The sequence below is a fragment of the Bradyrhizobium sp. RDM12 genome (assembly GCF_051917485.1).
In the GTDB taxonomy this organism is placed as follows: Bacteria; Pseudomonadota; Alphaproteobacteria; order Rhizobiales; family Xanthobacteraceae; genus Bradyrhizobium.
In genome coordinates this window covers 628243-649367 of the sequence record NZ_CM133064.1, presented here as the reverse complement: position 1 = coordinate 649367, position 21125 = coordinate 628243, and the positions used below count along the sequence as shown (strand labels likewise).

The window sequence follows — 21125 nt, the reverse complement described above, 5'->3', positions numbered from 1 at the left end:
TTTGCAGAACCGGATAGCCAGCGCGCAGCAATCCGGCAAGGCCGGCGTTGCATCGGCATCACGCTGCGTTCGCAGGGCTCGTAAGCCCGGTTCCCCGCGGGCCTCACAACTTCTCACAACACCAAACGGGTGTCCCGGCGTGGTCGCTGATAGTCAGTTGCGTGACGGCAAGGAGACTCTCATGAGCCAAATGGAAAGATTGCTCTACACGGCCCGGACCCATACCTCAGGCGGACGTCAGGACGGCATGTCCCGCAGTTCGGATGGGCGACTCGACGTGCGGCTGTCGCCGCCCGGCGGCGCGGGCATCGGCACCAACCCCGAGCAATTGTTCGCAGCCGGCTGGTCCGCCTGTTTCGAAGGTGCGATGGAGATCGCGGCCCGGAAGCGGAAAATCGCGATTCCAAGCAAAAGCGCGATCGAGGCAGAGATCGATCTCGTCCTCGACGAGGGCGCCTACGCGCTGAGAGCGCGCCTCGGTGTCAGCCTGCCCGGCCTCGATCGCGACGTCGCCCGCGATCTCATCGATGAGGCGCACCAAACCTGTCCCTATTCCAGAGCCGTTCGCGGTAACATCGACGTCACTGTCGATCTGATCTGACGATTCCAACAACCATCAACGAGGCAAGAGATCATGACACAGATTATCGACCAGCATCGTCGCCAGTTCCTCGGCCTCGCAGCCGGGACCGTCGCCGTCGGCCTCGGCGTGATCGACCTCGCACGCGCCGAAACCGAGACGCCGCGATCAACCAGTGCATCGTTCGGCACGATCAAGCAGATCAATGCCGGCGTCCTCAATGTCGGTTACGCCGAAGCCGGGCCCGCGACCGGCCCGGTCGCGGTCCTGCTCCACGGCTGGCCGTACGACATTCACAGCTTTGTCGATGTCGCGCCGATCCTGGCGCAGGCCGGCTATCGCGTCATCATTCCCTATTTGCGCGGCTATGGTTCGACGTACTTCCTCTCCGGCGAGACGCTGCGCAACGGCGAGCCGGCCGCGCTCGCCGTCGACATCATCGCGCTGATGGATGCGCTCGACATCAAGAAGGCGGTCGTTGCCGGCTTCGACTGGGGCGCGCGCACCGCCGATATCATTGCGGCGCTGTGGCCGGAGCGCTGTCGTGCGCTGGTGTCGGTCAGCGGCTATCTGATCTCCAGCCAGGCCGCGGGCAACGCGCCGCTGTCGCCGGCGGCCGAGCTGCAATGGTGGTACCAATTCTATTTCGCGACCGAGCGCGGCCGCGCCGGCTACGAGAAATACACGCATGATTTCGCGAAGCTGATCTGGAAGCTGGCCTCGCCGCGGTGGAACTTCGACGACGCCACCTTCGATCGCAGCGCGAAGGCCTTCGAGAACAAGGATCATGTCGCGATCACGATCCACAATTACCGCTGGCGGCTCGGGCTCGCCATGGGCGAGGCGAAGTACGAGGAGATCGAGAAGAAGCTCGCGGCAACTCCTGTTATCAACGTGCCGACGATCACGATGGAGGGCGACGCCAACGGCGCGCCGCACCCGGATCCCAGCGCCTACGCCAAGAGATTCTCCGGCCGCTACGATTATCGCCTGGTCACCGGCGGTATCGGTCACAATTTGCCGCAGGAAGCACCGCAAGCCTTTGCCAAAGCCGTCATCGATGCCGACAGCGGTGCCTGACCCCGCGCTCATTCGACACCGCGGTCCGGCGCGGGCCGGACCGCGGGCTACGCGGCGATCCCAACTTGAAGAAACGTCATGCCGTCAATCGGATCTGAAGAGAAAAAGTCCTCCTATGCCACGGTCACGGCGTTGGCCGTGCTCCTGCTCGTCGTTCTCCTGACCTGCGTGCCGTATCTGGTCACGACAGTGCTTGCGGAAGGTCCTGCGACGGCGGCTGCCTCGCCGATCTTCGGCGTCACGATCCCTGCGGGCTACAAGCAGTGGGAGCTGATCGCGCCGGCGGAGGAGGCCGCGCCCTGAACGAATTGCGTGCCGTGGTCGGCAACCAGACTGCAATCGATGCCTATCAGGACGGCAAGCTTCCATTCCCCGACGGCACCATTCTGGTGAAGCGCGCCTGGAAGCGGACGCAGTCTCCCGACTTCGCTTCCGCGACAATCCCCGGCACTCCCACCACGGTCCAGGTCATGGTCAAGGATTCCAAGAGATATGCTGCGACCGGCGGCTGGGGGTTTGGCCGGTTCATCAACGGCAAACCGGTGGACGAGGCGCAGCACCGCACCTGCTTTGCTTGCCACGAGGCTCGCGCTAACGGCCATGACTACGTCTTCACCCGGCTTGCGCCCTGAGGAGGTCTCATCGTGAAGACATGGTTCATCAGTGGCAGTTCGCGGGGACTTGGGCGTGCCATCACGGAGGCAGCACTCGATGCGGGAGACCAGGTGGTTGCAACAGCCCGCGATCTCGGTCCGCTCGAACCCTTGCTCGGACGCTTCGGTGAGAGGCTGCGGCTTGCAACGCTCGACGTGACCGATGAGGCGGCCGCGCAAGCTGCGATCGACCTCGCGGTCGACGCGTTCGGCGGCGTCGACGTGGTCGTGAACAACGCAGGCTATGGCGAACTCGGATCGGCCGAGGACACGAGCCTGGAATCATTTCGTCGGCAGATCGACTCCAATCTGTTCGGAACCATCATCGTCACGAGGGCCGCGATCCCCGTGCTCCGCCGGCAGCGCCGCGGGCACATCGTGCAGCTCTCCTCTGTCGGCGGGCGGATCGGCGCGCCGGCCCGCGCGGCTTATTCGGCTGCGAAATGGGGCATCGAGGGGTTCTCGAATCCGTGGCACGCGAGATGGCGCTGATCGACGTGCGCGTGACGATCGTCGAACCCGGCGGATTCTGGACCGGCTTCGCCCAGGCCGCACATGACACGGACGAGGGCCGTGCGGAGTATGACGCCGTCGTCGGTGCTGCTGTCAGGATGCAACGCGATTATGACGGCCGTCAGCCCGGTGATCCCGCCAAGGCTGCTGCCGTTGTGCTGCAGCTCGTGGAAATGGATCCACCGCCCCAGCGCATCGCGCTCGGCAGCGATGCCGTGAATGCCATCTCGGCGACGGATCGGCAGCGCCTCGATGAATTGGAAAGATGGCGCGCGCTCAGCGTCTCGACCGATTATTGATCGACCATGCGCCTTATTCCGCGGCCACCATCTGCTGCGTCCGCCATTGCCCGAGCAAGGCGCGCAGCGAAGCCGGCTTCACCGGCTTGTTCAGCACCGCGATCTTCTCGTCGCGCGCGGCCATCTGCACGGCGGGGCTGCGATCGGCGGTGATCAGGATCGCGGGGATGGTGTCGCCGAAGCGGCGGCGGATCTCGCGGATGGCGGCGATGCCGTTGCCGCGATCGAGGTGATAGTCGACGAGCAGTCCGGTGACGCGCCCGCCGGCGGCTTCGATCGCGGCGATCGCGCCTTCGGGATCGGCGACCGCGATCACCTCGGCGTCCCAGGCCTTCAACAGCGTCCGCATGCCGTCGAGGATCGCGGCGTCGTTCTCGATGCAGACGATCAGCGCGCCGGAGATCGGCGTGCGCGCCAGCGGCGTTGCGCTGGTCACCGCCGCGGTGAGCGTCACGGCTTTCGCCGTCGGCACCGTTACGGAGAACAGCGAACCTCCGCTCTTATTGGCGTCGATGGCGATGCCGTGGTTGAGCACGCGGGCCAGCCGTTCGACGATCGACAGTCCCAGCCCCAGCCCGCGCGCGATCCGCGCACCCTGTTCGAGACGGTGGAATTCCTTGAAGATCTCGCCGCGCTTGACCGTGGGGATGCCGACGCCGGTGTCGTAAACGCAGATCTTGAGCGAGGGGCCGTGGCGGCGGCAACCGACCAGCACGCGCCCGCGCGGGGTGTATTTGATCGCGTTCGAGATCAGATTCTGCAACAGCCGCCGCAGCAGCAGCCGGTCGGATTCGACCGGCAGCGAGCAGGGCACGAAGCTGAGATCCAGGCCCTTGGCGCGCGCGATCGGCGCGAACTCGATCTCCAGCGAGCGCATCAGATCGGCCATCTTGAAGCTCGAGATAGAGGTCGTCATCGCGCCGGCATCGAGCCTGGAAATGTCGAGCAGCGCGCCGAGGATTTCCTCGATGGCCTGCAGCGATTCGTCGATGTTCTCGACCAGCCGCGTCTCCTCGCCACTGTGCTGGCGCTCGACCAGGCTCGTGACATAGAGCCGGGCTGCGTTGAGCGGCTGGAGAATGTCGTGGCTGGCGGCCGCGAGGAAGCGCGTCTTGGAGATGCTGGCGTCCTCCGCGCTGCTCTTGGCCAGCGCCAGCTCGGAATTCAGCCGGGTCAGCTCCTCGGTGCGGTCGCGCACGCGCTTTTCCAGCGTCGCGTTGGCGCGCTCCAGCGCTTCCGCCGCCTCGAAGGTCGGCGTGACGTCGGTGAAGGTGATGACGAAGCCGCCGCCGGGCATCCGGTTGGTGAGCACCTCGATCACCATGTGGCGTTCCGGCAGACGTTCGAGATAAGGCTCGCTGTCGGTGGTGTAGGCCACGAGCCGCTGCTCGATCATCGCCTCGCGGTCGGCCTCATTGGCGGGGTCGCTCACGCCCATGAACTCCAGGATCTCGCGGAGCGGCGTGCCGAACTGGATGAAGTGCGGGGGCACGTTGAGCAGATCGCCGAACTGCCGGTTGGAGCAGATCAGCTGCAGATCGGCGTCGAACACCGCGATGCCCTGGCGCACATGGTTGAGCGCGGTCTGCAGGATCTCGCGGTTGAAATGCAAGGCCGCATGAGAATCGTCGAGCAGCTTCAGCGCGGCTTTCGCGGAGACGGTGCGCTTGCGCAACAGCAGCGACATCACGAGGCGCGAGGACGCAGCCCCGATCGAGGAGGCGATCAGGTGCTCGGCGTGCTGCAGCAGCTCGAAATCGGCGGGTGCGCCGGATTCCAGCCGCATGTTGCGCCGTGCCGAGAACGCCTCGAACGAATGCCGGGCGCGATCGGGCCCGAGATATTGCGCGACCGTGGTCTGGATGTCCTGCACCGTGATGGTGGTGCGCCAGCGGCGGAAATTCGGGGCGATCGGGGCCAGCGTGTTGGGCACGAACAGATCGGCCTGCACCAGCTCGATGGACGAGGGTTGCCGCGCCAGCGACAGCAGCACGTAAGTGAGGATGTTGAGCGAGAGCGACCAGACGACGCCATGCATCAACGGCGGCAGGTCGGCGCCGAACAGCGCCTGCGGCCGCAGCGCCTCGATGCCGAATGGACCATGCTGGAGCAGCATGATGCCCGCGGTCGAGGAATCCATGAAGCTCGGTATGAACAGCGTGTAGAGCCACACCACGAAGCCGACTATCATGCCGCCGATGGCGCCGCGCGCGGTGGCGCGCCGCCACAACAGGCCGCCGAAGAAGGCGGGTGCGAGCTGCGCGATGGCGGCAAAGGACAACAGGCCGATCGCCGCAAGCTGGGTGTTGCCGAGCGCGCGGTAGTAGAAATACGCCATCACCATGATGGCGAAGATCGCAAGCCGCCGCGAGCGCAGCAGGAAGTCGCCGAAATCGGTGGCGCCGGCACGGCCGTCGGGCCGTCGTTGCAGCACCAGCGGCACCACGAGGTCGTTGCACACCATGATAGAGAGCGCGACGCACTCGACGATCACCATCGCGGTTGCCGCCGACAGGCCGCCGACGAAGACGGCGACGCTGAGCAATCCGGCGCCGCCCTCCATCGGCAATGCCAGCACGTACATATCAGGGTCGACCGCGCCGAACGGGAAGCTGACGAGGCCGGCGAGCGCGATCGGGATCACGAACACGTTGATGGCGACGAGATAGAGCGGAAACAGCCAGCGCGCGCGACTGACCTCGGCATCCGAGGAATTCTCCACCACGCTGACGTGAAACTGCCGCGGCAGCAGCATGATCGCGCACAGCGATAGCAGCGTCATCGTGAGAAAGTTGCCGATCGACGGCGAATAGTCGATGGCGCGCACCGCCTCCGGCGTCTTCATCGCGCGTTCGATCAGTTCGTGCGGCGAGAACATCCAGAACGTGACGAAGATGCCTGCGGCGAGGAAGGCGACCAGCTTGATGATGGATTCGGTCGCGACCGCCAGCATCAGGCCGTGCTGATGCTCGGTGGCGTCGGTCTGCCGGGTGCCGAACAGCACGGCGAACGCCGCCATCGCCAGCGTCACCATCAGCGCCATGTCGCCGAGGATCGGGATGTGGGAGAACGCCTGGTCCTCGCTCAGGATAACTTCGAGCGAGGAGGCGACCGCCTTGAGCTGGAGTGCGATATAGGGCACCGAGCCGATGATCGCGATCAGCGCCACGGTGGCCGCCACCGCCTGGCTCTTGCCGTAGCGCGCGCCGATGAAGTCGGCGATCGAGGTGATGTTGTGCGCTTTCGCAAGCTGGATCACGCGGCGGAGCACGCCGGCGCCGAGGCCGATCATCAGGATCGGGCCGACATAGATCGCGAGGAAGTCGGTCGAGGTGCGGGTGGCAAAGCCGACCGAGCCGAAGAAGGTCCAGGAGGTGCAGTAGATCGCCAGCGACAGCGGGTAGATCAGCCCGGACGCGCGGCCGTGGCCGGCCGGCGAGCGGCGGTCGCCATGGCTCGCCACCAGGAACAGGAAGCCGATATAGCCGAAGGCGGCAGCGATCACGCCCCAGTCGTGCAGCATGGCGAGCGTGCTTCTCCCATGGCGCGGTAGCGCCCGATCTTCCTAAGGCGCGAAAGCGCCCGCTCTCATTTTCCCTGTAAATCTAGCGCGTTGGGCGGGCAGAGGCGACAGCGAAATGCCGAGTTGCGGCGGGAACTGGGGTTGTCGTTAAGGTGCAGCCCCCGGCTCGTCCTGGCGAAAGCCAGGACCGATAGCCACAGGACGTGGTTAAGGTCCTGGCTTCCGCCAGGACGACGATCACTCCGCCGCCAGCGACTTCTCGCGCAGCGGCAGACCCAGACGGTCCCACACCTGCAACAGCGCTTCGGCGAGCTGATCGATCAGGCCGTCGTCGTGATACGGCGAGGGCGTAATGCGCAGGCGCTCGGTGCCCTTGGCAACGGTCGGATAGTTGATCGGCTGGATATAGATGCCATGCTCTTCGAGCAGCATATCCGAGGCCTGCTTGCACTTCTCGGGATTGCCGACGAACAGCGGCACGATGTGGGTGTCGTTCGACATCACCGGCAGGCCGGCGGCGTTGAGGATCGCCTTGACGCGGGCGGCGCGATCCTGGTGGCGCTCGCGCTCCCAGTTCGAAGTCTTCAGATGCTTGATCGCGGCGGCCGCGGCCGAGCAGATCGCCGGCGGCAGCGCGGTGGTGAAGATGAAGCCGGGGGCATAGGAACGCACCGCGTCGATGATCTGGCCGTTGGCCGCGATATAGCCCCCGAGGCAGCCGAACGCCTTGGCCAGCGTGCCTTCGAGGATGTCGATGCGATGCATGACGCCGTCACGCTCGGCAATGCCGCCGCCGCGCGGACCGTACATGCCGACCGCATGAACCTCGTCGACATAGGTCATCGCATCATATTTTTCGGCGAGATCGCAGATTTTGGCGAGCGGGGCGACGTCGCCGTCCATCGAATAGAGGCTCTCGCAGGCGATCAGCTTCGGCCGGTTCGGACCGGCAGCCTTCAGGAGCGCTTCGAGGTCGGCGAGGTCGTTGTGGCGGAATACTTGCCGCTCGCAGCCGGACTGCCGGATGCCCTCGATCATCGAATTGTGGTTGAGCTCGTCCGACAGGATCAGGCAGTTCGGAATGAGCTTTGCGATGGTGGCGATGCCGGTCTGGTTCGAGACATAGCCCGAGGTGAACAGCAGTGCGGCTTCCTTGCCATGGAGATCGGCGAGCTCGGCCTCGAGCTGCACCAGCGGATGATGCGTTCCGGCGATGTTGCGAGTTCCACCTGCTCCGGTGCCGACGCGGGTTGCGGTCTCGACCATGGCGCCGACCACTTTAGGGTGCTGGCCCATGCCGAGGTAATCGTTGGAGCACCAGATCACGACGTCGCGCTTGCCCTTCGGCGCGTGCCAGACCGCATGCGGGAACCGGCCAGCCGTGCGCTCCAGGTCGGCGAACACGCGATAGCGGCGCTCGGTATGGAGCCGATCGAGGGCGGAATTGAAAAACTGGGCGTAATCCATCGGCGCAACCTGAGACGGAACTGACCAAAAGGGCGCATCGTTCTAGAGCTTTTCCAGCTCTAATGTCTATGCGCTATCCCACATTTGGCCGTGAGGGGCATTTGGGCAAAATGCCCCATCGTGCGATCTGAAACGTGATTCCCGATCAAGTCGCGCGGAGCTTCAATGTTGCTCCGCAGCATCCGCCGATATGCCGGTGTTAAACCGGCGCTTGCTTTCACGTCGTCCGAAACTGGAGCACGCCGTCCTTGGTCTCGGCGGTCAGCCGGCCCTCGACAATCATGTAATTGACGTGGGCGACGAGCTCGCCGGCGGCAAAGCCCATCTGGTGCTCGTCCAGCACATGCTTGTTGAACACCACAGGCACCAAGGCGCGCGAGGTCTGCGGCACCTCGCGGCAGGCTTCCGCGATCAGGCGACAGCGCTCCTCGTGGTGGTCGGCGAGCTGCTTGATGCGGGTCTTCAGTCCGTAGAACGGCACCCCGTGGCCGGGCAGCACCAGCAAATCATAGGGCAGGGTGGTGGTGAGGCTCGCGAGCGACGCCAGGTATTCGCCGAGCGAATTCTGGTCGGGCTCGACCGCCCACACGCTGACATTCGGCGAGATCTTGCTCAGCACCTGGTCGGCCGAGAGGAACAGCTTGTCGTCGGCGCAATACAGCATCACCTGGTCGAGCGCATGCCCTCCGCCGGTGATCACCTTGAAGCGGCGCGTGCCGATCACGACCTCGTCGCCATGCGAGATGCGGCGGTAGGACGGCGGCAGCACCGAGACGCGCTTGAGATAATCCTGGCCGCGGCCGAGCAGCTTTTCGGTGAGCGACTCATCCATGCCGTGGCGGCGGAAGAACAGCCGCTGTGCCTCGCGCCGTTCCTCGGTACCGCGGTTCTGGTGATAGACCGATTGCAGGTACTCGACCTGCGACATCACCAGTGGACAGTTGAAGCGCTCGACGATCCAGCCGGCAAGGCCGACGTGATCGGGATGCGAGTGGGTGACGATCAGGCGCGTGATGTTGACGCCCTTCAGCGGCCCCTCGAACAGTTTTGTCCAGGCCTCGATCGTCTCCTCGTTGCCGAAGCCGGCGTCGACCATCGCATAGCCGTCGCCGTCGGCGAGCAGATAGATATTCACATGGTTGAGGCGGAACGGCAGCTTCAGCCGCGCCCATAACACGCCGGGCCTGATCTCCACGACCTCTTCGGCGCCGGGATGCTGTTCCCACGGATAGCGCAGGGCCTCGGCGGAGGACTGCACGGTGTCGGTTTTTGCGTTCATGCTACCGGCTTAAACCCAGCGCGGGCGAGGCGCCAGCCGAAAAACAACGCGCGGCCCGTCCGCATGGCGGTCATTCCTCGCAGTTTTCCGTAGCCCGGATTACGCGCTCGATCCGGCCCAAGGGACGGCGTCCCTACGCCGCCCGCATGTTGTTGAGGAACGCGTCGATCTCTCCGCGCAGCATGTCGGCTTCGCGGCGGAGGGCGTCCGAGGCACTCAGCACTTCGGTTGCCGCGGCGCCGGCCTCGGCCGAAGCGGTGGAGACACCGACGATGTTGCTGGAGACTTCGCTGGTGCCGCCGGCCGCATGCTGGATGTTGCGGGCGATCTCGCGGGTGGCTGCGCCCTGTTCCTCGACCGCAGCCGCGATCGTGGTGGTGACGTTGTCGATCTCGCCGATGATCCGGCCGATGCCCTGAATGGCGCCGACGGCAGAGGTCGTGACCTGCTGCATGCTGGCGATCTGGGTGCGGATCTCCTCCGTCGCCTTCGCGGTCTGGCTGGCGAGGCTCTTCACTTCAGACGCGACCACCGCAAAGCCGCGGCCGGCCTCACCCGCGCGCGCCGCCTCGATGGTGGCGTTGAGCGCGAGCAGATTGGTTTGCGACGCGATGGTCTGGATCAGATCGACCACCACGCTGATGCGGCTTGCGCTGTCGGCAAGGCTCTGCACGGTGGCGTCGGTGGCGCCGGCCTCGTCGACCGCCTTCTTGGCAATCGCGGCCGAGGTGACGACCTGTTTGCTGATCTCCTCGATCGAAGACGACAGCTGCTCGGTGCCTGACGACACCGTCTGCACGTTGACAGAGGTTTCCTCGGCGGCGGAGGCGACCGCGTTCACCAGTGCGTTGGACTGGTCCGCGGTGTTCGACATGCTTTGCGCGGTCGATTGCATCGAATTGGCCGACTGCGCGAGATTGTCGAGCGCGGCGCGCACCGTGCCCTCGAACTCTGCGATCTTCGCCTCCATATGCGCGGCACGCTCGGCCTTGACGACACGATCCTTGTCCTGCTCGCTCGCAAGCGCCCGGGCTTCGATCATGCTGTCGCGGAACACCGTCAGCGTTTCCTTCATCGCGCCGATCTCGTCGTTCTGCCGGGAGCGGACGATCTCGGTGTCGAGGTCGCCGGCCGAGAGCATCTGCATGGCGCGCTGAAGCTCACGGATGCGGCGCAGGATGTTGCGGCCGACATAGAGCCAGACGAACAGCGCCGAGCCGATCAGAGTGAGCGCGCCCAGGGCCAGCATTGCGGTGGTGGCGAGCGAGATCTCCTGGCGCGCCCGGAAGGTCGACGCGTTGGTCTCTTTCTGCACGCCGTCGACGAGCTGCTGCACGCTGATGCCGAGACCGACGTTGAGCTTACGGGTCTCGTCCAGGATGGTCTGGCCGTAGTCGATGGCGTCGAGCTCCTTCTGGCGAATCTTGAACACGCCGGTCTTGCCCTCGCCGAAGGCGAACAGCTTCTGCACGGCGTCGCGCACCGCCTGCATCGAGGCAATGTTCGGGATGTCCTCGAGGTTCGACTTGACGCGGTCGCGGCTCGCCTTGAATTCCTTCTCGATCGCCTCGAGTGTGTCGCTGCTGTTGGCCGAGAGCGCCGCCATCATGTCGGCGGCCATCAGGTTGCCATTGGCGGAGATGGTCGAGACCTGCGCGACGGTGCGGGCGGCTTCGGTGGCATCGTCTGCCGACACTTCTGCAGCACCAAGGATCGCGTTGAGGCGCGTCTGGGTATCCAGCATGGCCGGGCCGGCGGCGCCGACGAAAGCGAGCTGGGCTTTGCGCAGCGCTTCATACTGCTTGTCGTGCAGCGCGCCGGTATCGAGCCGTTCGCGGGCCGCAGAAACCAGGCTCTGCGTGGCTTCGTCGATGCTCTTGGCGGTGTCGCGGAGTGCGTTCGCGGTCTGCTGATCGGCGCCGAGCTCGATGATCTCGCCGAGCTTGGCCATCGCGAGCTGCTGGATGTCCTTCACGTTCCTGGTGCGCTCGTTCAGCGCATCATCACTTGGAGATGCGAGCAGGCCCGGTCCCTGCGCTGCGAGCGTCGCGCTTTGCGAGGCGAGCTGAAGGCTGGCGGAGAGGCGCGGGATATCGCGGCCGCTGAGGTCCATCATGGTCGAGCCGAGATGGTTGAAGACGAAGCCGGCGCCGGCTGCGATCAGGAGACCCATGCCCGCAATCACGGCGAAGGCCGCAAACAGGCTGCCGCGCAGGCCCCATTTCGGCATTTTGAAACGAGGTTTGAAAAGGCCAATGCTCAGACGGATCGCCATCGAAATTCCTCCACAACCGTGATCTCTTGTTTTCGCTGCGGAGTATCCTCGGCGCGGGTTAAAAAATCGCAAGTTGCACAATTGCTTGGCAGTTCCGCAGAGCGAAAAAGAAAGGGCCGGCAGTGCTGCCGGCCCTCGATAGCGAAGCAGGTTTTGGAAGGCGAGATCAGTAGCGCGCGACCATCGGGCTCGCCCAGTTGAAGCGGTAGTTGAGGCCGGCCTTGATGGTGTGGTCGTCGGTGGTGAAGTTGCCGGTGCCGACCAGCGGACCTGCGGTGAAGTGCGCGTCGCCGAAATTGTAGTACTGGTACTCGGCCTTGGCCGACCAGTTCGGCGCGAACATGTACTCGAGGCCGGCGCCGACGGTGTAGCCGTTGCGGTGGTCGCCGGCGATGATGAAGCCGGTCGGCACGCCGCCAATCGTCACCTTCTCGTTATTGTCCGAATAGGCGTAGCCGCCCTTCACGTAGAGCAGGCCCGGGCCCCAGGTGTAGCCGACGCGGCCGGTGATCGAGCCGAGGCCGCGCTGGTCGTTGGTGTAGGCCACGCCGCCCGGAAACACTGCGCCGACATTGCCGGAAAGCCAGGAATACTGAGCTTCGGCACCGATCACCCAGTTCGGGTTGAACTGCCAGTCTGCACCACCCTGCAGACCACCGAGGAAACGGCCGTTGCCGTTGTTGCCGGTGGAGAGGCCGTTGAAATTGTTGTCGCTGGAGAACGCGCCGCCGATATGCCCGCCGATATAGAAGCCGGTCCAGTTGTAGATCGGCGCGGCATAGGCCGGCGCAGCCTTGTTGTAATAGGGGCGGGCGCCGAGATCGGCACCGAGGGCCGGTGCAGCCGCGCTCAATGCGAGCAGCGCAACAGTCGCAAACAGAATCTTCTTCATAGTCCTAACTCCAACACTAAGGTCCCCGGCAGGCGCCCTCTGTCCGCGCCGTCGTCGGTTTTGCAGATAGCTCGCTTTTGACGAAAATGCTGTCACATGCATGGCACAGCGGCGCCCAGCCTAACTTATTGGGCGCTAAATGATTTTCGTGATTAATGCCGGCTTAAGAAGGGGTGAAGGAAGGCTTAATCCGAGAGCCGTCCGGTAACCTGCGCGCGCGTCTCGTTAACCAAGACGCCGCAGCACCTCGTCGCGCATCTGCGCGCGAAAGGCCGCGCGCTTCGCTGGCCGGTCTTCCACGCGCACGTCGTGGCGATCGAAAATGTCGAACTTCTCCAAGATCGGATAGCGCTCGCTCGCCATCGCGAGCACGCGCAGCACCTTGGTTGCGGCCGGCGTCGGCCCGCTCACCTCCCAGCGCCGGATCGTGTCGGCACCGCCTTTCTCGGGCAAGGCACACAGCTTCGCCATGTCGGCCGCGGCGAGCTTGCGCTCGATGGCGTCGGAGAGGTCGGCGCGGAGTTGCTTCAGTTCTGGGCCGGTCATGTTCATCGCATTCGGGAGAGCTGCCGAAGCCAATGCACTAATGCTGATTCGGGTCCATCCGGAGGCAGCCATGGTCGTAGTACGGCGCGCCGGCCCAAGCGGCGCTGCTTGTGCGGTGTCATGGCGCTCCGGCTCGTTTCCGCGCACACGGAGTTATGAACGGGGGTCTGTGGGAATTCTTTGATGAATGAACATATGGCGCAACAGGCCCGCAGCGAATGAAGGAATCAGTCATGACAACGATCAGACTCGTCATTGCCACACTCATCACGACTGGACTGCTTGCCGCGCCGTTTGCGGCTGAAGCGAAGAAGCACAGGTCGAGCCGACATTATTCCACGGGCGTGATGGCGCCGACCAATAGCGGCGCCGGAGCGACTGCGGCGCAGCCGAGGACATATTACGGGACATCCGGTCCGTCCGTTGGAACAGTGACGGCGCCCTCGGTCGGAACATATAATTGGCCGTCGGTCGGCGTCACCAACGCAGTCCCGACCTGGAGCAACACGAACCCGCCGATGCGATAGAGCCTAAGCTCCCCGGCCGCCCTGCTGACCCATCTCGCAGCGCCATCCCGCCAGCCGCTCGGCTGGATGCTGGTTCATCCATTCGGCTAGCTGGGGCGCGCCCATCATGCAGGACTGCATCGAGACCTCAGCGAAGTCCGACGTGGTGACGGTCTGTTCGTGGCAATTTCCCGGAGACGAGAGACTGCAGAGCACTGCGATGATCCTGATCACGCCAGATTTCCCACGTCGCCGCGTGCCGCACGGCTGATCGCCGCCGCGTCGTGCCGCTCGCCGCTTGGATCGGCCGGCGGGAAAATGCTGTCGTAGATCGCGCGGGCCTCCTGGATGAGGCGAATGCGCTCGCGCTCGGATTTCGAGATAAACTGAACAACCTGACCCATATCATCGGCCTCCAAATAGATCCTCAATCCACCATCAGATGATGGCAATCATTCCATTCGCATGTGGGGTGCCAGCGGCGGCTTTGCCGCCGTGCACACGGTCACACGGGATAAAAAGCCCGTGACCGCTCCGTTCCTAGGGCGGACCTGGATACCGAAACGGAACCTCACGCTGCCGGCGCACGTTCCGTCTGCCCCGGCACAGCCGCGAGCAGCTCGCGTGTGTAGGGATGTTCCGGCGCGGCGAAGAGCTGCGCGGTTGGCTTCAGTTCGACAATGGCGCCGCGCTGCATCACCGCGATACGGTCGCAGATTTGGGCGGCGACGCGCAGATCGTGGGTGATGAACAGCATCGAGAGTCCAAGGCGGGCCTTGAGGTCCTCGAGCAGCCTCAGCACCTGCGCCTGCACGGAGACGTCAAGCGCGGAGACGGCCTCGTCGGCGACAATGATTTCGGGCTCGAGCGCGAGCGCGCGCGCGATACCGATGCGCTGGCGCTGGCCGCCGGAAAATTCATGCGGATAGCGCTCGAGCGCGCCGGCATCCAAGCCGACCATCTTCAGGAGATCGCGGGCGCGGTCGAATGCGACCTTCCGATCGGTGCCGGCCGCGATCGGGCCGTCGGCGATGATGTGGCCGATCTTGCGGCGCGGGTTGAGTGAAGCGAACGGATCCTGAAAGATCATCTGGATGCGATGGCGCTCGGTGCGCAGCGCGCTGCCGGAGAGTTGCGTGAGATCGGTGTCGCCGATCTGCATCGTGCCGCGGTCGGCCTCGATCAGCCGCATCACCAATCGCGCCACGGACGATTTGCCGGAGCCGGATTCGCCGACGAGGCCGAGCGTCTCGCCCTTGAGGATGTCGAAGTTGACCGCGCGTGCGGCGTCGACGCGACGGTCATCGCGAAACCAGCCGCCCGAGGTGACATAGGTCTTGTCCAGCCCGATCACCTCGACGGCTCTGGCGTGATCGTCGACGGGCGCGCGCGCCGGCGGATGCATCGACGGCACGGCGGCGAGCAGTGCCTTGGTGTAATCGTGCTGCGGTTCGTTGAAGACGCTCGCGGCGGGCCCTTCCTCCACGACCTTGCCATGGCGGAGCACCACGACCTGGTCGGCGATGTCGGCGACGACACCAAAGTCATGGGTGATGAACATCACCGCCATGTTGCGGTTGCGCTGGAGATTGCGGATCAGCTTCAGGATCTGCGCCTGCGTGGTGACGTCGAGCGCGGTGGTCGGCTCGTCGGCGACCAGGACGGCCGGTTCGAGCGCGAGCGCCATCGCGATCATGGCGCGTTGGCGCTGACCGCCGGAGAGCTGGTGCGGATAGGCGCGCACGATGCGTTCGGGATCGGGCAGGCCGACCTCGCGCGCCAGCGACAGCGCCTTCGCGCGCCGCTCCCTGGGCGTGAGCAGGCCGTGGGCCTCGAACATCTCCGCCATCTGGTCGCCGATCCGCATCAATGGATTGAGCGCGGTCATCGGCTCCTGGAAGATCATCGCGACACGACGGCCGCGCAGGTCGCGCCAGCGGTCGTCATCGAGCTTGAGCAGGTCGCGGCCTTCGAACAGGATCTCGCCGGAGGTGACGCTCACCGTGTCCGGCAGCAGCCCCATCAGCGCGTGCGCGCACATCGATTTGCCGGAGCCGGATTCGCCGACGACGCAGACGATCTTGCCGGGGTGCAAATCGAGCGACACGCCGTCGACCGCGAAAGGCCGCTCGGCGCCCTTGGGCAACGCGATCCGCAAGTTCCTGATCGAGACGGCGGGCGGGGCGGTCATCATCAGCGTCCTTCCCGCGACAGGCGCGGATTGAGCGCGTCGTTGAGCCCTTCGCCGATCAGGTTGAGCCCGAGCACGGAGATCAGGATCGCGACGCCGGGAAACACCGTGATCCACCAGGCCTGGCGGATCACGGTGCGGCCGGCGCCGACCATATAGCCCCAGGAGATCAGATTGGGGTCGCCGAGGCCAAGGAAGGACAGCGAGGATTCCAGGAGGATTGCGGTCGCCACCATCAGCGAGGCCAGCACGATCACCGGCGACAGCGCGTTGGGCAGAATCTCGCGCAGGATGATCCAGGTGTTACTCTGTCCGGTGACCACGGCGGCCTGGACGTATTCGCGCGTGCGCAGCGACAGCACCTCGCCGCGGACGAGGCGCGCGACAGGCGGCCAACTCACCACGGCGATCGAGGCCACGATCGAGTAGATCGACGGCTGCAGGATTGCCACCAGCACGATCGCGAGCGCGAAGCTCGGAATGGTCTGGAAGAACTCGGTGAAGCGCATCAGCGCGTCGTCGACCTTGCCGCCGAAATAGCCGGCCATCGCGCCGATCGGCACGCCGACGACGAGCGCGACCAGCGTCGAGACGAGGCCGACCAGCAGCGAGACGCGTGCGCCAAAGATCATGCCGGCGAGTACGTCGCGGCCGAGCGCGTCGGTGCCGAGCGGTACGGTCGAGAGCGTGAACGGCGGCAGGAACGGCCGCTGCACCATGCGCCAGGGCGAGTTCGGGAACAACAACGGCCCGAACACCGCAACCGAGATCGCGAGCAGAAGGATGACGAGCCCGATGACGCCGCTCGGGCTCTTCAGCATCGATTTCCAGAATTGTTTCATGCGGCGAATTCGATGCGTGGGTCGACCAGACGATAGACGAGGTCGGTGATGAGATTGAAGATCAGCACCATGACCGAGCAGGTCACGAACACGCCGAGCAACAGATTGTAGTCGCGCTGCAGCAGCGCGTCGTACATCAGACGCCCGATGCCGGGCCAGGCGAACACGGTCTCGGTGATGACGGCGCCGCCGATCAGCGTGCCGGCATGGACGCCGGCGAGCGTGACGACAGGAAGGAGCGCGTTGCGCAGCACGTGGCGGCGCTGGATCACGGCGTCGGAGAGGCCCTTGGCGCGCGCGGTCTTGACGAAATCGAGCCGCTTCACCTCCAGCATCGAGGCACGCGTCATGCGGGTGTAGGTCGCCATGAAGAACAGGCCGAGCGTCATCGCCGGCATGATCAGGTGCTTTGCGACGTCGACACCATGGGCAAGGCCGGTGAGGTTGGCGCCGACCGTCTCGTAACCGAAGCTCGGCAGCCAGTCGACCGTGACCGAGAACAGCAGGATTCCCATCAGCGCCACCCAGAAGATCGGCATCGCGTAGAAGATCAGCGCGAAGATGGTGATGGCGGTGTCGAGGAAGGTTCCGGCGAAGCGGGCGGCGAAGGTGCCGAACAGAACGCCAAGCGCAAGCGATATTGCGAACGCGGTCAGCGTCAACAACAGCGTTGCCGGCAACCGCTCCAGGATCAGCTTCGACACTGGCGCCTGCTGGCGGAAGGAGAAGCCGAGGTCGAGGGTGGCGATGCCCTTGACGTAGATGAAGAGCTGCTCGGGCAGCGGCTTGTCCAGGCCGAACTTTTCCCGGAGCTGCTGGACGAAGACCTGATCGCTCGCTCCGGCCTCGCCCGCCATCACGACCGCGGGGTCGCCGGGCGCAAGCCGGATCAGGAAAAAATTGAGGACGACGATCGCGAGCAGGACGATCACGCCCTTCGCGACGCGCTGAGCGACGAAAGAGAGCATAGCTAGAGTGACGCTTGTTTGACTTGAGTGCCACCGCGACGGCGGTGCGCCCCCTCTCCCGCCTGCGGGAAAGGTGCACCGTCTTGGCCGCTCGGCCGAGAATCACAACTCACTTGTCGAGCCATGCGTCCTTGAAGCCGTCATTGACGCCGATCCCGGTGGTGATCAGGTTCTTGACCTTGCAGCGCGTGATGGTCGGGAATTGCAGCTCCAGCATCCAGGCCACCGGCACGTCCTCGACCAGGATCTTCTGCGCCTTCTCGTAGATCTCCTTGCGCTTGGTGTCGGGCGTTGCCACCGCGCCGTCGGCGAACAGCTTGTCGATCTCGGGGTTGGAGTAGCCCTCGACATTGTTGAACACCTGGCCCTTGGCGATGGCGCTGGAGACGTAGTTGCGGCCGACACCGAGTGCGGGATCGCCGTACTGGTAGAGATAGGTGAAGGCGATGTCGTAATCCCAGTCGCCGATCTTCTGGTTGCCGCCGGCAACGTCGGTCGAGATCGTCTCGATGTTCATGCCGATGTCCATGAGGTTCTGCTTCACGGCTTCGCCCCAGCGCTGCCAGGTCTCGCCATAGGCGAGCGGCAGCATGCGGATCTTCTCGCCCTTGTAGCCGGCTTCCTTCAGCAGCGCTTTCGCCTTGGCCGGATCGTAGGGATATTTCGGCACATCGTCGGTGTAGTACTTGATGGTCGAGGCCGAGGGACCGGTTGCGACCTTGCCGAGCCCGTTCCAGATCACGTCCTTGGCGAAGTCGCGGTCGATCGCATACATGATCGCCTGCCGTATCCGCTTGTCGGCCAGCGGTCCCTGGCGGTTGTTCAGCCACAGCCAGGCCAGCGGCGAGAAGAACTCCCAGCCCGCACCGGTGACGCAAGTGTCCTTCAGCTTGGACAGCCGCGGCACGTCGAAATTCTCGACCGAGCCGCCGGGCAGCACGTCGACCTTGCCGGTCTCATAGGCGACCGAGCGCGCGGCGGCGTCGGGGATGATCTGCCAGTAGATCTCGTCGATATAGGGCTTGCCCTTCTCGTAATAGTTCGGGTTCTTGACCAGCCGGATGAACGAGCCCTTCTGCCATTCCTTGAACATGAAGGGGCCGGTGCCGACCGGCGCGTTGTTGTAGGGATTGGTCTTCCAATCGGTGCCGTCATAGAGATGTTTGGGCACCATCGGCATCGATCCGACCTCGAAAATGCCGAGGAACGGGCCGAACGGCTGCTTCAGCGTGAAGACGACAGTGTAATCATCGGGCGCCTCGACCTTGTCGACCTGCGCGAGGTTGTTGCGGGCACGCGCATGGGTCTGCTTCAGCATCTCGACCGAGAACAGCACGTCGGCCGCGGTGAAGGGCTTGCCGTCATGCCAGGTGACGCCCTTCCGGAGCTTGAAGGTGTAGGTCTTGGCGTCCTCGCTGACGCTCCAGCTCTCGGCGAGCTCCGGAAGCGGCTCGAGCTTGGGGCTGTAGCGCAGCAGGCCCTCGAAGATGTTGCCCGATACCATCTGGGTCGGACCGTTCTGGATCATCGCAAGCATCAGGCCCGGTGGCTCGGGCTGAATCACCGCATTGATGGTTCCCCCCATTTTCGGCTCCTGCGCCAGCGCCGAGGCCGTGAGGCCGCAGGCCAGGAGCAGTCCAAGCAACACTCGTTTCGACATGCCGTATCTTTCTCAAGCGAGACCAGCCGTAAACGCTTCGCAACGTCCTCGTGCGCGAAGCGACGGCCGGCCGATCCCAGTCCCCATCCACCGTCGAAGCTCACATAGTCCCAATCCGCGCCGCAAGATGAAAGTCTCGACAGTGTTCGCACAAAAAATGTACAGCGCGTCCTGTTTTCACTTGAGTCATTGCCTCGTCACGCCGCCGATGTCGGGCGCGTGACCGTAATCATCTCAGCCCTGCGCGCCGAAATCCTTCCAGATAGTGCTCGCGGTCCGCGTCATTGGCCCACGGCAGCTGCGTTGCGATCCAATCCAGTGAGATATTGGGCTGGGTGCGGCGCAACTCGCCGAGCGCCATATCCGCAAGCGCACCGTCGCCGGTCATGCCGGCGGACACGGCGAGCACGCGATAGGCGCCGGTGAGATCGCCGCGATGGCGGATCGCTTCGCGCGCGTGCGCGATGGCATCCTCATACTGCCGCTCGGTGAAGCGCGCATAGCCGGCGATGCCGTAATAGATCGCCAGCGACGGATCGCGCGGCGAGAGCCTGATGGCCTTTTGCGCCGCCTCGAACGAATCCCCGGGGCGCCCGGCATAGGACAGCGCCAGCGCGTAATAGCCCTGTGCCAGCGAGAAGTTCGGATTGAGCGCGAGCGCCTGCTCGAACTCGGATAGCGCGTCTGCAAGCCGGCTGGTCGAGAAGCAGACGCTGCCGAGCGCGGCATGGGCCCAGGCATTCTCATGGTCGTAGCGCATTGCCGCGAGCGCGGCGTTCTCCGCGATCGGCGCCGTCGTGGCGAGCTCGGCCCAGCCCAGATGCACGCCGAACATGTAGCTTGCCGCCAGCACCGCCAGCGCCTGGCCATAATCCGGGTCGATCGCGATTGCGCGCTCGAGCAGCTTCTGCGCCGCGGCGTGGTCCTGCGGCGTGATCCGCCAGTAATGCGACAACGCCTGCATCAACAGGTCCCAGGCATCCAGGCTCGATGGCGGCTTGCGATGCGTGCGAAAATTCTCCGCGGCGTGGATCTGCGGCTCGATCGCCGCGACGATCCGCTCGGTGATCTCGTCCTGCACGGCGAAGACGTCGACCAGCTCGCGGTCGTAGCGCTCGGCCCAGAGGTGACCGCCGGTGGTGGCGTCGTTGAGCTGGGCGGTGATGCGCACGCGGTTCTCAACCTTGCGCACGCTGCCCTCGACGATGTAGCGGACGCCCAGCTCCTCGGCGATCTGCCTGATGTGGACCGCGCGCCCCTTATAGGTGAAGGACGAGTTGCGGGCGATCACGATGAACCAGCGCTGTTTGGATAGCGCGGTGAGGATATCCTCGCTGATCCCGTCCCCGAAATATTCCTGGGCGGGATCGCCGCTCATGTTCTCGAAGGCGAGTACCGCGACGCCCGGACGGTCGGTCGCGACGCGCGGGGAACCCGGTTGGACTTCGGCCGGCACGGGCTTGGGCGGAACGGCCTTGGCTGCCGGTTCTTCCCGGACTTCGCCGACGAAACGAAAGCCCTTGCGCGGAATCGTCTTGATCAGCCGCTGCGTCGCCCCGTCGTCGCCGAGTGCCTTGCGCGCGGCATTGATCCGGCTGTTCAGCGCGGAATCCGAGACGATGCGGTCGCTCCAGATCTCGCTGATCAGGTCATCCTTGCTGACGACGCGGGCGCGCTCCGCCACGAGGTAAAGCAGGAGATCGAACACCTGCGGCTGCAGCGGCACGGCCGTCCCGGCGCAGGTCAGTTCGCGCAGGTTGCCGTCGAGCACGTTGTTTTCAAAGAGGAATCGCACGTTTCTATTGTCTCAAGCAAAAATCAAAGTCGTCTCAGGCGAAAATCAACCGTCCG

16 protein-coding genes and 2 pseudogenes are annotated in these 21125 nt (G+C 64.7%); 5 read left to right on the top strand and 13 right to left on the bottom strand.

From position 1 onward, the window contains the following. Positions 1-181: 181 nt before the first annotated feature. The 4 genes and pseudogenes from ACTGJ9_RS03115 to ACTGJ9_RS03100 all read left to right on the top strand — a co-directional run bounded on the left by ACTGJ9_RS03115 (position 182) and on the right by ACTGJ9_RS03100 (position 3125). Positions 182-601, top strand: coding sequence for an organic hydroperoxide resistance protein (locus tag ACTGJ9_RS03115; protein ID WP_456675882.1), 420 nt, complete (start codon positions 182-184; stop codon positions 599-601). A gap of 33 nt (positions 602-634) precedes the next feature. Continuing rightward, positions 635-1660, top strand: a complete 1026-nt coding sequence (locus ACTGJ9_RS03110; RefSeq protein ID WP_456675881.1) for an alpha/beta fold hydrolase — start codon at positions 635-637, stop codon at positions 1658-1660. A 78-nt stretch (positions 1661-1738) separates the two neighbouring features. Further along, positions 1739-2292: pseudogene (locus ACTGJ9_RS03105) on the top strand (cytochrome P460 family protein). 9 nt (positions 2293-2301) lie between these two features. Next, positions 2302-3125 (top strand): annotated as a pseudogene (locus ACTGJ9_RS03100) (SDR family NAD(P)-dependent oxidoreductase). A 13-nt stretch (positions 3126-3138) separates the two neighbouring features. Here the strand turns inward: ACTGJ9_RS03100 and ACTGJ9_RS03095 are convergent. The 6 genes from ACTGJ9_RS03095 to ACTGJ9_RS03070 form a co-directional block, all read right to left on the bottom strand. Further along, entirely contained in the window at positions 3139-6648 is a 3510-nt protein-coding gene (locus ACTGJ9_RS03095) for a PAS domain-containing hybrid sensor histidine kinase/response regulator (RefSeq protein ID WP_456675880.1), read from the bottom strand. A gap of 237 nt (positions 6649-6885) precedes the next feature. Then, the gene (hemA, locus tag ACTGJ9_RS03090; protein WP_456675879.1) at positions 6886-8115 is read right to left on the bottom strand and encodes a 5-aminolevulinate synthase; all 1230 of its coding nucleotides are present in this window, start codon (positions 8113-8115) and stop codon (positions 6886-6888) included. Between the two features lie 217 nt (positions 8116-8332). Then, a complete protein-coding gene (locus ACTGJ9_RS03085; protein ID WP_456675878.1) occupies positions 8333-9394 on the bottom strand; it encodes an MBL fold metallo-hydrolase in 1062 nt (353 codons plus the stop codon). A 133-nt stretch (positions 9395-9527) separates the two neighbouring features. Continuing rightward, positions 9528-11669 (bottom strand): methyl-accepting chemotaxis protein, encoded by a 2142-nt coding sequence (locus ACTGJ9_RS03080; protein ID WP_456675877.1) that lies wholly within the window; start codon positions 11667-11669, stop codon positions 9528-9530. Positions 11670-11835: 166 nt separating this feature from the next. Further along, positions 11836-12561: an outer membrane protein gene (locus ACTGJ9_RS03075; protein WP_456675876.1), complete on the bottom strand. Its 726-nt coding sequence runs from the start codon at positions 12559-12561 to the stop codon at positions 11836-11838. A gap of 225 nt (positions 12562-12786) precedes the next feature. Then, positions 12787-13107: a hypothetical protein gene (locus ACTGJ9_RS03070; protein WP_456675875.1), complete on the bottom strand. Its 321-nt coding sequence runs from the start codon at positions 13105-13107 to the stop codon at positions 12787-12789. A 233-nt stretch (positions 13108-13340) separates the two neighbouring features. Here ACTGJ9_RS03070 and ACTGJ9_RS03065 point away from each other — a divergent pair, with 233 nt between their 5' ends. Further along, positions 13341-13634 carry a hypothetical protein gene (locus tag ACTGJ9_RS03065; RefSeq protein ID WP_456675874.1) on the top strand — a complete coding sequence of 98 codons (294 nt, stop codon included), beginning with the start codon at positions 13341-13343 and terminating at the stop codon, positions 13632-13634. A gap of 3 nt (positions 13635-13637) precedes the next feature. Here ACTGJ9_RS03065 and ACTGJ9_RS03060 read toward each other — a convergent pair whose 3' ends face one another. The 7 genes from ACTGJ9_RS03060 to ACTGJ9_RS03030 all read right to left on the bottom strand — a co-directional run bounded on the left by ACTGJ9_RS03060 (position 13638) and on the right by ACTGJ9_RS03030 (position 21069). Then, a complete protein-coding gene (locus ACTGJ9_RS03060) occupies positions 13638-13847 on the bottom strand; it encodes a hypothetical protein (protein ID WP_456675873.1) in 210 nt (69 codons plus the stop codon). Next, positions 13844-14032: a hypothetical protein gene (locus ACTGJ9_RS03055; protein ID WP_456678786.1), complete on the bottom strand. Its 189-nt coding sequence runs from the start codon at positions 14030-14032 to the stop codon at positions 13844-13846. Before ACTGJ9_RS03055 ends, ACTGJ9_RS03060 begins: the two co-directional genes overlap by 4 nt. Positions 14033-14184: 152 nt before the next feature. Then, on the bottom strand, positions 14185-15804 hold the full coding sequence (locus ACTGJ9_RS03050) for an ABC transporter ATP-binding protein (protein WP_456678429.1): 1620 nt from the start codon (positions 15802-15804) through the stop codon (positions 14185-14187). A gap of 2 nt (positions 15805-15806) precedes the next feature. After that, entirely contained in the window at positions 15807-16646 is an 840-nt protein-coding gene (locus ACTGJ9_RS03045; RefSeq protein WP_456675872.1) for an ABC transporter permease, read from the bottom strand. Continuing rightward, complete coding sequence (locus tag ACTGJ9_RS03040) at positions 16643-17614, bottom strand: ABC transporter permease (protein WP_456675871.1); 972 nt, start codon at positions 17612-17614, stop codon at positions 16643-16645. The genes ACTGJ9_RS03045 and ACTGJ9_RS03040 overlap by 4 nt, the downstream gene beginning before the upstream one ends. A 109-nt stretch (positions 17615-17723) precedes the next feature. Then, a complete protein-coding gene (locus ACTGJ9_RS03035) occupies positions 17724-19274 on the bottom strand; it encodes an ABC transporter substrate-binding protein (protein WP_456675870.1) in 1551 nt (516 codons plus the stop codon). A 229-nt stretch (positions 19275-19503) separates the two neighbouring features. Beyond that, positions 19504-21069: a winged helix-turn-helix domain-containing protein gene (locus ACTGJ9_RS03030; protein WP_456675869.1), complete on the bottom strand. Its 1566-nt coding sequence runs from the start codon at positions 21067-21069 to the stop codon at positions 19504-19506. Between the last annotated feature and the right edge of the window lie 56 nt (positions 21070-21125).